General features: G+C 45.9%; 13 protein-coding genes. 11 read left to right on the top strand and 2 right to left on the bottom strand.

What is annotated here, in order from left to right:
* Positions 1-55: 55 nt before the first annotated feature.
* From AM231_RS13880 to AM231_RS13845, 9 genes are all read left to right on the top strand, one after another.
* Entirely contained in the window at positions 56-601 is a 546-nt protein-coding gene (locus tag AM231_RS13880) for an STM3941 family protein (protein ID WP_054403068.1), read from the top strand.
* A 301-nt stretch (positions 602-902) separates the two neighbouring features.
* Positions 903-1061, top strand: coding sequence for a hypothetical protein (locus AM231_RS29085; protein WP_165593401.1), 159 nt, complete (start codon positions 903-905; stop codon positions 1059-1061).
* A 272-nt stretch (positions 1062-1333) separates the two neighbouring features.
* The gene (locus AM231_RS13875) at positions 1334-1903 is read left to right on the top strand and encodes a methyltransferase domain-containing protein (protein WP_054403067.1); all 570 of its coding nucleotides are present in this window, start codon (positions 1334-1336) and stop codon (positions 1901-1903) included.
* A 23-nt stretch (positions 1904-1926) separates the two neighbouring features.
* Positions 1927-3045, top strand: a complete 1119-nt coding sequence (locus AM231_RS13870) for a class I SAM-dependent methyltransferase (protein WP_054403066.1) — start codon at positions 1927-1929, stop codon at positions 3043-3045.
* A 143-nt stretch (positions 3046-3188) separates the two neighbouring features.
* Complete coding sequence (locus AM231_RS13865) at positions 3189-4076, top strand: TIGR01777 family oxidoreductase (RefSeq protein WP_054403065.1); 888 nt, start codon at positions 3189-3191, stop codon at positions 4074-4076.
* Positions 4077-4153: 77 nt separating this feature from the next.
* A complete protein-coding gene (locus AM231_RS13860) occupies positions 4154-4459 on the top strand; it encodes a hypothetical protein (protein WP_054403064.1) in 306 nt (101 codons plus the stop codon).
* A 118-nt stretch (positions 4460-4577) separates the two neighbouring features.
* Positions 4578-7901, top strand: a complete 3324-nt coding sequence (locus AM231_RS13855; RefSeq protein WP_054403063.1) for a DEAD/DEAH box helicase — start codon at positions 4578-4580, stop codon at positions 7899-7901.
* A 59-nt stretch (positions 7902-7960) separates the two neighbouring features.
* The gene (locus AM231_RS13850) at positions 7961-8536 is read left to right on the top strand and encodes a hypothetical protein (protein ID WP_054403062.1); all 576 of its coding nucleotides are present in this window, start codon (positions 7961-7963) and stop codon (positions 8534-8536) included.
* An 80-nt stretch (positions 8537-8616) separates the two neighbouring features.
* Complete coding sequence (locus tag AM231_RS13845) at positions 8617-8949, top strand: potassium channel family protein (RefSeq protein WP_054403060.1); 333 nt, start codon at positions 8617-8619, stop codon at positions 8947-8949.
* A gap of 102 nt (positions 8950-9051) precedes the next feature.
* Here AM231_RS13845 and AM231_RS13840 read toward each other — a convergent pair whose 3' ends face one another.
* The gene (locus AM231_RS13840) at positions 9052-9534 is read right to left on the bottom strand and encodes a hypothetical protein (protein ID WP_054403058.1); all 483 of its coding nucleotides are present in this window, start codon (positions 9532-9534) and stop codon (positions 9052-9054) included.
* 146 nt (positions 9535-9680) lie between these two features.
* Between AM231_RS13840 and AM231_RS13835 the strand changes: the two genes are divergently transcribed.
* Together AM231_RS13835 and AM231_RS13830 are read left to right on the top strand one after the other, a co-directional pair.
* Positions 9681-10298: an NUDIX hydrolase gene (locus tag AM231_RS13835; RefSeq protein WP_054403056.1), complete on the top strand. Its 618-nt coding sequence runs from the start codon at positions 9681-9683 to the stop codon at positions 10296-10298.
* A gap of 29 nt (positions 10299-10327) precedes the next feature.
* Complete coding sequence (locus tag AM231_RS13830) at positions 10328-12382, top strand: peptidoglycan D,D-transpeptidase FtsI family protein (RefSeq protein WP_054403054.1); 2055 nt, start codon at positions 10328-10330, stop codon at positions 12380-12382.
* Positions 12383-12480: 98 nt separating this feature from the next.
* On the opposite strand, the gene AM231_RS13825 is transcribed toward AM231_RS13830, so the two are convergent.
* Complete coding sequence (locus tag AM231_RS13825) at positions 12481-12885, bottom strand: hypothetical protein (protein ID WP_054403052.1); 405 nt, start codon at positions 12883-12885, stop codon at positions 12481-12483.
* Positions 12886-13015: the final 130 nt, after the last annotated feature.

Here is a 13015-nt window from a genome sequence, read left to right as displayed (position 1 = left end):
TTAGGACTCTTAAGGAAGGCTCTCATCAGTTATTAGGAACAAGGAGTGTAATGAAATGAGGCAGAAACAAGAAGAGATCAAAGTTCATTCCAAGGTAGCCAAATTACTATTTGGCTCTCTGGCATTCGTGCTGCTAGGTATCGGTTTAATATATGCAGGAGCTGAATCGAGCAATTATTTTGTTCTTATTATAGGGTTTATTAGTATGGCGTTATTTTCATTGGGGCTGGTGTTTTCTGTTTCCAAGCTTATTAAATCGGAGCCGGCCCTCTTAATTAATCAGGAGGGAATCGTCGATAAATCCTCTTATGCAGGAGCTGGAGCCGTTTCGTGGAATGAAATTAAGAATATTTCATTTTACCAAGTGAAGAAAGAGAAGATTATTGCAATCGAATTGTATGATGCCGAACGCTTGATATCCAGGCAGCCTTTATGGAAGCAGAAATTGATGCGTATCAATAAAGGCATGGCGGGTGCCCCTATTCATCTATCATCATTGAACCTATCCTGTAATCTCTATGAATTGTTTCCCTTGCTATACCGAAGATGGAATATGTCTAAGTCGGGCGGTGATCTGGATATCCAGAAGGAGAACATTTAACTGCGAAGTAGGCCGATTACAACGCTATCGATTTAGTGAGTTATGCGTAACATCTCACCATTGCATATATAGATCCCCGAGAGGGATCTTTTTTTATGTAATCAGAAATTATGAAGATCGAAGCAAGGGAAATTGTTATTGCCCCATCATGAGGTGCCTGGCCTAGGTGTCTTCATAGAATCCGTCGCTAGGCGTTCTTCTTAGTATAACGAAATGGGTGAAACGGTATAGTTGACTGACGAGTCCAGATTATATTCCCAAGAATATACTGGACTAGGCTGAGATGAAGGGCGGGGTGGTTATGGATCTTGCCGATAGGCTTAGAAGCCGCGTGCCGGATGGCGCTCTGATTCGGGGATTGCACTCTGCTGCCTACTTGGTTGAGTATGGCAGGAAACGGCCCATTTTCCTCCGAAAGGATAAGATTCTTAAGGATATTGCTGCTGGATGGCACGGTTAAGCGAGTGATCGAAGTGTATCGCAAAGAGATGGGTCATATATGAATCACCAAGATCCACGTTTGAATGGGAGAGGGCCATAATTCGATAGAAGTCTCAGGAGATCAGTACCGTGATCTGTCTCTCACCCATCATTCCAATCCTTCGTTGAAGGTCAATTAAAAGGTATGGGAGCAGACGGTAAGATGGCTCCCTGAGATTATTTCATACCGGATTACCGGATCATTAACATGATGATGAACATGGAGTAAAGCATTCGAATGGAGGTACGCGCATGGGGACATCAAACTGGCAGAATCTATCGTACTGTGTGGATTTAATCCGATATGTATCTCCTAAATCCGTGCTGGACATCGGCGTAGGCTTCGGCCGCTGGGGGATGATCTGCCGCGAATATTTGGACGTATGGGAAGGACGCGTATTTCGTGCATATTGGAACACACGTATCGAAGGAATCGAAATTTTCCCGGTTAACATCGATTCATATCATTCCTGTTTCTATAATAAAATTCACGTTGCGGATGCATTTGACTATATGCAATTGGAAGTGTCTTCAGGTCAATTTGATCTCATCATTTTGGGAGACGTTCTGGAGCACTTCACGAAAGAGCGTGCGCTTGTTCTGCTGCAAACCTGTATCCAGAAGTCCCGTTTTGTTCTGCTTAATATTCCGATCGGGAACGATTGGCCGCAAGGGGCTGCTTATGGAAATGAGTATGAGAGACATCTAAGCACGTGGACAACGGAGGAACTGGATCAGTTTCCAGTAGCCGACAAGAGACATTTCAAGGATTATATTAACCGTGATTTTTCTACGTATTTGTTTTCGAAGCCGGGCGATTAGGTGCAGTAGGGAGGTATGTTCAAATGGGATCTGAAGCACGTGAACAAACGGTTGTGGCTAAGGTACCCTTGGAATTGTTATTTACGGATTACATCGCAGAAGAACGCAAAACCGATATTCCACATTTCACGGAAGCCTGGTATGAAGATCATAAAAGATATGCAGACCTGCCGATTATGCGATTGTCGCCCCATTTGCAATTATTCCGTTACTTTATGAACGGAAGAGAATCTCCTAAGCTGTATCTGGAATGGCATTCTCTTATCTTTACCACGCGCGGTTTGCATGTGCCTATATCAGAACATGAATTGCTGGAGCAGCGGAGGTTACAGTGCAGCAATTTGACAGCTTTATTCGCCAAGAATCCCGATTATTTCCTGAATGATCCGATCCTGGTCGTATATGACAAGGAGGCAGGATACTTTCGTATTAAAGATGGCCATCACCGAACCATATTTCAATATTGCAAAGGTATCAGGTACATTCCTGCTCAGATGACTGTCCAGGATTATGATTATTGGAAGAATACAGATGCTGTAACTGGGGTACGTGATACCTTTTCCCGCCACCATCGGACGTTGATTTATACGCCAATCCTGAATCCATACTTCGAACATTTAACAAGCGAACGTGACAGCACTTATCCTACCCGCCTGGATCTTATATTGGAGTACTTGGGTTCATCATCTATACGGGGAAAAAATGTGATCGACATCGGCTGTAATATTGGTTATTATTCCCGCCATTTTGCACGTCAGGGAGCAAGAGTTACCGGTTATGAACCTATGGCAGAGCACTATGAGTTGGCGAGGGAGTTAAACCATTTGGAAAGAGTTCAATTTGACATTAGAACAGAGCGTTTTGAACGTTCTACGCTTACAGAAGAATATGATATTGGACTTCTCTTGACCGTTTTCTATCATGTGATGGATAATCCATCCGTTCGTCAGGCATTTCTGCGGAATGTTGACAAGGCAGTGACCGGACTTTTGTTCTGGGAGTCAGGCGCTGAGCCCAATAGAGAGAAAGAGATATTGCTTCAAGGGACGAAGTTTGACAAATACGAGAAGCTGGGGGATACCGAAGGGACCGGAAAAAAGCGTGAGTTTGGCGTATTTATAAAATCCTCCTACACAAAGTAGCAGATATTGAATGACATCTTCGCTTAGAAGATGTTGTTCTTTTTTTTTATGTCGTCCTAAAAAATGGTATGCTGTATAGAAGAATCGTGTATGTGGGAGCTGACATGGGGGATAAAACTTAGAGAAATGGGCTGATTCATTCTATGAGAAAGATCGTATTAGCTGGTGGAACGGGTTTTATCGGAACATATTTCAAGGGAAAATTCACCAGTGAGCAAACAGAAGTATATATGATCTCTCGACGGCCAGGACATATTGCCTGGAATGACCATGAAGCCATCGTTGCTGCCCTGGAGGGGGCGGATATGCTGATAAACCTTGCTGGCAAGTCGGTAAATTGCCGTTACAATGCACGAAATCAGGAGCTTATCCTGAAAACTAGAGTCGAGACAACCGAAATTCTTGGGAGGGCTATGGAAGATTGCCAGCAACCCCCGCAATTATGGCTGAATTCTAGTACGGCTACGATATATCGGCATGCGGAGGACCATCCGATGACGGAAGAAACAGGGGAGATTGGTTCCGGTTTCTCGGTTAATGTCGCCAAGGAATGGGAGCGTGCTTTCTTCTCGTTCTCACTACCTCATACAAGACAAATCGCCTTGCGTATTGCCATCGTGCTGGGGCCAGGCGGAGGTGTCATGACTCCTTATATGAACTTGGTAAAATACGGACTTGGCGGTACGCAGGGGACAGGCAAGCAAATGTTCAGCTGGATCCATGTGGAGGACCTATACCGAATCATTCTGTTTTTGAATGAAAATACAGATCTGACCGGGGTTATCAACTGTGCCTCCCCATGTCCGGTTACGAACAAGGAACTGATGGAGCAGCTCCGGCACGCGATGAATCGCAACATAGGTCTGCCATCGCCTAAATGGCTGCTGGAGATGGGAGCCAGAATTATTCAGACCGAAACGGAGCTTGTGCTCAAGAGTCGATGGGTTATACCCGACAGGCTGCTGAAAGCTGGGTTTCAATTTGAATTTGAGAGACTGGATATAGCTTTGAAGGACATTTTAAAGGGATGAAGGCTTAAAGTTTGCGAAAGCAGCACGAAGCCATACTGTATTACAAACAAATCTCAGCCGCGAAACGGAGGGATTGCATGGATCGGGATGAGCGGTTTTATCGTAAATGGACGGCTATTCGGAAGAAGGGAAAAGCCAAGTTTGTGATTTCTCGGGGTCTTGTACATGGCCTCTTATTATATGTTGTCTGGGCTGCAGCCACTTGGTTTTTTGATAGGGATAAATTTGATCCTGAATTTTTTGTAACCCGATATTATTATTACTTTCTGATCTATTTGATTGTTGGCTTTATTATTTCCAGCGGAGCATGGAAGGGCCAAAACAAGCGTTATGATAATATAACCTGGTATGCGGAGAAACAGCGTAAGAAGAACTTGCCGTAGCGGCGGGTTCTTTTTTTGGTGGGATTGTTGGCATGGTTAGCGGACAAAGGCATTACTAGCCCATCTTCACAAAATGGTATACTGTCTTTTAGCAGTAAGTAGAGAAAGGAATGGGAGTATGGGTTACCAGCTGACCGAACGCGTGATTAAACTTTTATGCGGCAAAACCTCCTATGATCGCGGCGGCGTTTTATATAGAGATGGTCAAGTAAACATGCTGAAACAAGATCCAGATGCTCGGACATACGAAGCGGAGGTGAAGGATCAGGAATCCGGTATCGCCAGAGCGGAGATTGATTCAAACGGGGACGTATTCGCTGAGTGCAGCTGCCTGGGCTATGGATTAACGATAAAGCGGTGCAGACATATTGCAGCACTCCTTCTGACGATCCGGGATATCGAACAGACGAGTGAAGCTCCTGTTCGCCCCTATCCATCATTATTACATCCTTCTGTCCAGAGAGACGATGAAGATGGACAGTTGACCATCCGGAATACTGATGCTTTGGACGAGAAGGAACAGGATGCCCTGCTTAGCAGTCAGCTGCTCGGTTTGTTCTCTTATAACGGGACGAAGAGATCGACGGCTGCTACCCGTTTTGACAACCGCGAGATTCTGGATATGGAATGCATTTTCAAACTGCAATCATACGGAAATCAGAAGCACTTGTTCGGAGTGGAACTCCGAATCGGGAAAAAGCGATTATATATCGTACATCGGATTCGCGAGTTCCTGCAATGTGTAAAACGTAGGGAAACCTGCGTGTTCACGAGAAATTTTATCTATGACCCTGAGCTGCACAGCTTTAAGAAGGAGCATGATGAACTTCTTCAGCAGCTAAATCGCATCTATGAGCATGAAAGCATGTTAAAGCAGACTCTGGACATCTATTCTTCTACTAGCAAAAAAGGGACCAACGATCGAATGTTAATTATCCCCCCTTCATTCTGGCTTCAAATCAGAGAAAGACTCTCTGGTTCCGTGCATTCCCTCTTGTCGATGGATGGGATTATGACAGACAAGCTGGAATTTATGGAGAATCCGATTCCTCTTCAGTTCGAGTTCGATGAATCCGGGGATGATCACTATCTAATGAAGGTTGATGGATTGGAACGGATGACCGTTATGGAGGGATATGGGCTCGTTATTGTGGATGGTAAGCTGATTGAGCTTGAATCGGAGGCCTGCAGTAAGCTCTCCGAGATGAAGCAGCTGCTCAAGACCGCGTATAAGCCGCATATTCGGATTCAGCCGGACATGATGGAATCTATTATGGAAAGAGTGGTTCCTGGACTCATGAAGCTGGGCAGCGTCCATGTGGCCCAGTCCGTATCTGATCGTATTGTCAAAACTCCGCTGAAGGCGAAGCTGTATTTAGACCGGGTGCGTGGGCGGCTCTTAGCTGGACTTGACTTTCAATACGGTGAGATCACGATAAACCCCCTCGAGGGAAATCGCGCCAAACACAGCAGCAGTTCGATCCTCGTTCGTGATGGCGAGTTGGAGCAGAGAATACTTGAACTCATTGAGAACGCCTCCTTTGCCAAAACGGATGGCGGCTTCTTCATGAACGATGAGGATGCCGAATATGACTTTCTGTACCATACGCTCCCAGAGCTGGAGAAGCTGCTTGTTGTTTATGCAACGACGGCCGTGAAAGAACGGGTGCTCACTGAACCCATAGGAGCCAAAGTCCGGGTAGATATCGACGAACGCACGGATTGGCTTGAATTGAAGTTTGACATGGAGGGGATTCGGGAAGCAGAAATCCGGGAGATTATCAAATCGCTTGAAGATAAGCGTAAATATCACCGACTGCGAAATGGCGCCCTGCTTCCACTGGAGAGTGCTGATTTCCAGGCTATGGTTTCACTCATGAATCGGCTCGGACCTTGGTTGTACGAGGGGGAAGGAACTAAATTCAAATTGCCGGTGATTCAAGGGCTTCAGCTGCTGGATTGGGAAGATTCGGGATCAGCTGTTCAGCTTGGCCGATCCTTGCGGCGAATGCTGCAGCATGTGAAGAACCCGGATGATTTGGATTTTGCGGTGCCTCCTGGCTTGGAAAATGTTCTTCGCGATTATCAGAAGTTCGGCTTCCAGTGGATGAAGACGATGGCTCATTACCGCTTTGGCGGCATCTTGGCTGACGATATGGGATTGGGAAAAACCATACAAAGTATTGCCTTCATTCTGTCTGTGCTGCCAGAGATCAGAGAGCGCAAAGAACCGGCACTTATTGTTGCGCCAGCTTCCCTGCTCTATAACTGGTTGAGCGAACTCCATAAATTCGCACCTGGGATAAAAGCAGTCATTGCGGATGGTACACAGACCGAGCGGGCAAAGATTCTCCGTAATACGGAGGATGCGGATGTCATCATTACTTCTTATCCGCTATTACGAAGAGATGTGGGACAGTATGCAAAGTTGTCGTTCTTGGCATTGATTCTGGATGAAGCTCAAGCTTTCAAGAATTACACAACGCAAACGGCTCAGGTTGTCAAAACACTTCGGGCACGTTACCGTTTTGCCTTAACAGGCACACCGGTGGAGAATCGTCTTGAGGAATTATGGTCTATCTACGATGTCGTTTTTCCGGAACTTTTTGGCGATCGAACAGCATTTCATGAGTTACCTAAAGAAACGGTTGCGAAGAGGGTACGTCCTTTTCTGCTGCGCAGGTTGAAGTCAGACGTGCTCCAGGAGCTGCCTGAGAAGATCGAGACGATACAGGCATCGGGGCTTCTGATCGAACAGAAGAAGCTGTATACCGCCTATCTTGCTAAACTCAGACAGGAGACGCTCAAGCATTTGGCGCAGGATGGATTTCAGAAGAATCGTATTCGTATCCTGGCAGGGTTGACTCGATTACGCCAAATTTGCTGTCATCCAGCACTGTTTGTGGATGGTTATGAGGGCAGTTCCGCAAAGTTTGAACAGCTGCTGGAAACGATTGAGGAATGTCGCCAATCGGGGCGGCGAATGCTTGTATTCTCCCAATTCACAGGAATGTTGAAGGTGATTGCGAGAGAACTTGGCTATCGGGGAATTCCGTTTTTTTACTTGGATGGACAAACTCCGGCCTCGGATCGGGTGGAGCTGTGCGAACGCTTTAACGAGGGAGAACGTGAGTTATTCCTGATTTCGCTGAAAGCGGGTGGGACAGGCTTGAACCTGACTGGGGCGGATACGGTGATCTTGTATGACCTGTGGTGGAATCCGGCAGTGGAGCAGCAGGCTACGGATCGGGCACATCGAATTGGTCAGAAGAAGGTGGTCCAGGTCATAAGGTTAGTCTCTCAGGATACGATTGAGGATAAAATGGTCGCACTTCAGCAGAAGAAGAAGAATCTTATGGAAGAGCTCGTTCAGCCGGGAGAAGGGGCGCTGTCGAGCTGGACCGAGGCGGACATTCGAGAGCTGCTGGCACTCCAGGGCTAACTGCCGTCCGGTAATATTCAAGGGTCAGTCTCCCAAATGGATGACAAGGAGTTGTTGTTGTGAAGAAGATATCTTTTCTTATACTGGCAGCCATTGTGGTCGTCATTAATTATACGCCACTGTTTCTAGGCGGTTATATGTACAATGAAGAGCAGGCCGTGCGGCGTCTCTATCCTGAGTATACGGGGAATAAACTTTACGAGAAGAGGGAAGATCAACATAAATTGGTTGTCTGGTCGGATGGTAATCAGAAGATAGTTACTGTCGTAGAGAATAAGTGGGGATGGCTGTACCGTGCTCGGAACTCAGTTGAACTGGTCAGGACGTCTCAAGATGAACCTTTCATTCGGACCTGGTCTGCTACTAATCATGGAGGGAATGATATCTATGATACCATACTGGCAGTTGAGACTTCAGAGAACGAGAGCAGTACAATAGTTGTCACGAATGAGCCGATGGATGAAGAGCCTGTGGCTGATCTGGAACGGCTTAAAGCCTTATCGGGGATCTACATCGAAATGGATGTGGAACAAGGGTATGCCGTCTATTACGGACAATTGCCTGCCGATCAGACTGGGGGCTTTGTATTTCGCAGCATCGATTCCGAAGGAAAGATCCTCTCTATTCATAGGTAATGGATGGAGAGGTTATGATTTTGATATACTAGCAATATGTGATTCTTTTAACTTACACTCCGGAAAGAAAGGATTTTAGGATGCTCTCTTTTTTACTAACCTTAAAACGCCTCATCAGCGGCTTAATTCGAGCCTTTAAGCAGCGATATTTCGTAGCGCTGTTTGTATTAATTGTCATCATGCTGTTATCAGGGACGTTGTTTTATACCGGTCAAGAAGGATTATCTGTACTGGATGCTCTTTATTTCTCTGTAGCGACCTTAAGTACGGTAGGTCATCCGGAATTTGTGCCGCAAACTCCGCTTGGCAAGGTATTCACCATGGTATATATCGTAGTTGGTACAGGTCTATTCCTTGGAATGGTTGGGCAATTGGCGTACGCAATTATCAAGACCAACCAGAAAGAAGAATAGACCGTTAAAATTTCCTATATGCACAGTGCAAACAAACAGCCCTCAATTCATGAGGGCTGTTTGTGTTTAGACACCGAGGTGGGGTACTTCATCTTATTAAACTTATTGAACTGTGACCGCAAAATAGAAACTGGCGTGTCCCTGATCCATAAACCATGAGCAGTAAATTTCGTAGAGATACGAACCCGGTTCAGTCGGTACGGTGTAGCCGTCGATTTCGGGAGCAGTAAGGTTTTTGATCGTAAATTCGTTAATTCCCTCGGGTGGCGTAGTTATAATCTCAACTCCACCTTTCACCACGACAGGCGTCATATCCTCCAGCGTGAGCGGAGCAGCATCCGTCGTTACACAGTTATCAGCGTTGCACCAAGAATATCCGCTGCGGCGCAGCGTGATATCAGTATCTTCGATTACCACCTTGGGCATTGGAGGTTCATCAGATTGCACCCATAGCAACTTAATAGCTTGTCTGGCATTTTCCTTGGTAATCGGCTTTACGTTCTCGGAACGGGAGCCAACATAATATCCGGTACCGAACACAACGATAAGCAGGATTACATATAGAACCGATCGGGTTTTCTTCATATAATAATGCCTCCTAAATACAACACTCGTCTCATCATTCATCTGTATTTATGTTATAATCTTGAAATCGTATGTTTCCATTATAAACCATTCGCCTGCAGTAGGCGTTATATTTTATGAGATGATACCGAAAAGGAATGATATCTATGTCAATAAAATGGTTGGAATGGGCAAAGGAAATTCAGGCTATCAGCCAGGCCGGACTGGCATACACGAAGGATGTTTACGATAAGGAACGGTTTGAACAGCTGAGGGAGCTTAGCATTACCATTATGCAGGAGTATACAGAAGCTGGCGAAGAGAAGATTCGTACGCTGTTTGCGAGTGAAACGGGGTATCAAACGCCGAAGGTAGACGTGAGGGGCGTAATTTTTCAAGACGGAAAGCTGCTGCTGGTGCAGGAAAAGGCAGACGGAGCATGGGCACTTCCAGGCGGATGGGCAGACGTTGGCCTGTCACCTGCCGAAGTGGTTGTGAAGGAAGTGAAGGAAGAAGCGGGTTATGATGTGACTGCAACGAGGCTGCTGGCTGTCTTGGATAAGAAGTTTCATCATCATCCGCCCTCTGCCTTCCACGTGTACAAAATGTTCATCCAGTGTAACATTATGGGCGGAACTGCAGGCGTAGGGACGGAGACGTCAGCGGTCGGTTTTTTCAAACAGGGCGAACTGCCGCCCTTGTCCGAGGAGAGGAATACCAGAGAGCAGTTGAACCGACTCTTTGAATTTGAGAAACAGCCAGATCTGTCAACATGGCTGGATTAATACAGTTCACCAAAAGGAGCGTATAAGATGTGAAGGGCTTTAAACCGTACAAAGATGTACCCGATGAATCGGAAATCAAACGCAGATTTAATGGAAGGATCAATATTTTCTTTTTTAGTACATTTGTTATCTTTTGTGTCATCATTATTCGAATGGCGATCCTACAATTTGTTGAGGGACCAGAGCTCGCGAGTCAGGAAATCGGAGGAGAGCAGAAGAATTTCCCCTTGCAGCCGATCCGTGGCTCCATCATTGATGCATCCGGCAACAAGCTTGCCTACTCTACTTCATCGGATTCTTTATATATTACACTCATGAAGGATTACAGCAAGAAGACGGACAAGGGAAAAGCCAACAGGCCTGAAGCCGAGGAAATGGCGAAGCAAATCGTCCAGGCGTTTAACAAGTATGGGGACCCAAAGGCAGAACCGATAACGGTGAAGGAAGTAATCAAACGCCTCGATTTGGAATATAACAAGCAGCATGGATATGAACCGAGACTCATCAAGTCGGATTTGTCCAAAAAAGAGATCGCTTATTTCATGGAGAACCGTGCAAAGTTCCCAGGCGCTCTAATCGTAGAAGAGAATGTGAGACACTATGATCCGGATACGGTAGCGGTTCAGACGATCGGATACCTCAAGCAGTTTAAAGGGGCTAAAAGTTTAAAGGACTACGAGGCAATCGACCAAGGCAACAAGGATCAGAAGGATCCTGGACTAATCTACATGGAAGAAGAATGGATTGGCTTTGACGGATTGGAGCGAATGTTTCAGGAAGAACTTCGCGGCAAGAGCGGATATCTCAACATTCCGATTAATCCCCAGAATATGGTGGATGGCGTACCGACTATGGTCGCTCCTGAGAAAGGCTATAATATCCACACCACAATTCATAAGGACATTCAGCTTGCGACAGAACAGGCCATTATGGAACAACTCGAGTATCTACATACCCACCCCGTATCGGGAAAACTGCATAAGGACGCCTTAACCGGATACGCGGTCGCCATGGAAGTTGATACGGGCAATATAATAGCAATGGCCAGTATGCCGGATTACGACCCGAATGAAGGACTAGACATAAATGCGTCGGGTAACGGCACGATAACGATATTTGGATCGGGACGCTCTGGACACAATTTTGAATCCATGATTTTTCTAGGTTCCGTTATTAAGCCGCTGACGGTGATGATCGGGCTTAATGAGGGATTATTTGGCCCTGACTATATATATAACGACCAGGGTTATGCTCTTATAGGTCGGGAAGGAAGCGAAACGAGAATCTCCAACTCCAGCGGGCATCGGAATGGGCCAATTAAACCTAGCAAAGCAATTCAGCAGTCTTCGAATGCTTTTATGATTGATATGATTGGCAAGGAGCTGGTCAAAAAGTACGGCGGGGAAAAAGGTGTTAAGAAGTGGGATGAATATATGGAGCTGTTTGGTCTAGGCGTATCGACCGGAAGTGGCTTGCCGGGTGAATTATCGGGCCGCAAGGAATACTTTGATATCAAATCAGCAGGAAGTAATTTGGCTGCGTTAGCTTATGCGTCATTCGGACAGATGGGTAAATACACTCCTCTGCAGCTTGCTCAATACACGGTTATGCTGGCGAATGAAGGGAAGCGAATCAAGCCGCAGCTGGTCAGTAAAATTACGGATCAGAACGGTAATGTGGTCGAGAAATTCGGAGTTGAGGTTCTTAATGAAGTCGATTATCCCAAAGCGTACTGGCAGACTATTAAACAGGGGATGAATACGCAGGGACTTGCTGCCTTTAGTGACTTCAAATATGATTTTGCTCGCAAGACAGGAACCTCTGAACAGGCCGCAAGAGTGGATGGACGTTGGACAAAGATTGATAACGGTGTTTTTATCGCTTTTGCTCCGCGTGAGAATCCGAAGCTGGCGGTAGCCGTCGTTGTACCGGAAGGCGGCTTTGGGTCCCAGAGTGCTGCGCCAATCGGGAGAAAAATATTCGATGCTTATGATGAAGTCTACGGCTTGGATGGGACACCTCATCCAAAGAAGACTGAGGAGCAGACCGAAGATAGCAGTCAAGGAGAAGCGGAAGGAAACTAGCTCGAATTTGATAATAGAATGTACAGCGATAGAAACAGAAAGGGCTGTTCCACAAGTCATCGAAAATGGCTGTGGAGCCCCCCTTTTGCTTTTGAAACTTAGAATTTTGCATTCTCAACCATTTCATAGACTCCAATGGAATTTTCGCGTATTTCCAGGGCAATCACTTTAGCGTCTTTTTCGAAATAGTGAAAGTGCCCCGCGCGCTTATCTTCTAATTCGTCCCATCCTGAAGCTTGGATTTCTTCGAAGTATCGTGTGGGCAATGATAAGCCTTGTTCACCGCCAATGCCCTTCACTTCATACTTAGCCCCATTATCTATATTCGGATTTCCAGTCTCCGTAATCGTTTGCAAAAGGGTTGCGCTGTTCGGGATTGGGAAATCGTCATGTACGGATGAAGATTTATAACTGTCCACGGGTTCTTCATAGACAGAAGTACAACCGATGATCGCGCTGAACAACAAAGAGAGAATGACAATGATTGTTGTATTCCTTCTCATATAGACACCTCCTCTCTATATTATGAACGTTTATATCTGGAAAAAGTTGTGGGTGTTTGAGAACATCTGATTTAATACTAAGCTGACCATATAAAACAATAGAGTTATCATTGCCTCGGTCTAATAGTAC

Source organism: Paenibacillus solani, assembly GCF_001277345.1.
Taxonomy (GTDB): Bacteria; Bacillota; Bacilli; order Paenibacillales; family Paenibacillaceae; genus Paenibacillus_AQ; species Paenibacillus_AQ solani.
The sequence above is the reverse complement of the archived record's forward strand: the minus strand, read 5'-3'. Positions and strand labels throughout refer to the sequence as shown.

Excerpts from the sequence above, each read along its gene's own strand:
- AM231_RS13880 (WP_054403068.1), top strand. The coding sequence starts at position 56 with ATGAGGCAGAAACAAGAAGAGATCAAAGTTCATTCCAAGGTAGCCAAA.
- AM231_RS29085 (WP_165593401.1), top strand. The coding sequence starts at position 903 with ATGGATCTTGCCGATAGGCTTAGAAGCCGCGTGCCGGATGGCGCTCTG.
- AM231_RS13875 (WP_054403067.1), top strand. The coding sequence starts at position 1,334 with ATGGGGACATCAAACTGGCAGAATCTATCGTACTGTGTGGATTTAATC.
- AM231_RS13870 (WP_054403066.1), top strand. The coding sequence starts at position 1,927 with ATGGGATCTGAAGCACGTGAACAAACGGTTGTGGCTAAGGTACCCTTG.
- AM231_RS13865 (WP_054403065.1), top strand. The coding sequence starts at position 3,189 with ATGAGAAAGATCGTATTAGCTGGTGGAACGGGTTTTATCGGAACATAT.
- AM231_RS13860 (WP_054403064.1), top strand. The coding sequence starts at position 4,154 with ATGGATCGGGATGAGCGGTTTTATCGTAAATGGACGGCTATTCGGAAG.
- AM231_RS13855 (WP_054403063.1), top strand. The coding sequence starts at position 4,578 with ATGGGTTACCAGCTGACCGAACGCGTGATTAAACTTTTATGCGGCAAA.
- AM231_RS13845 (WP_054403060.1), top strand. The coding sequence starts at position 8,617 with ATGCTCTCTTTTTTACTAACCTTAAAACGCCTCATCAGCGGCTTAATT.
- AM231_RS13840 (WP_054403058.1), bottom strand. The coding sequence starts at position 9,534 with ATGAAGAAAACCCGATCGGTTCTATATGTAATCCTGCTTATCGTTGTG.
- AM231_RS13835 (WP_054403056.1), top strand. The coding sequence starts at position 9,681 with ATGTCAATAAAATGGTTGGAATGGGCAAAGGAAATTCAGGCTATCAGC.
- AM231_RS13825 (WP_054403052.1), bottom strand. The coding sequence starts at position 12,885 with ATGAGAAGGAATACAACAATCATTGTCATTCTCTCTTTGTTGTTCAGC.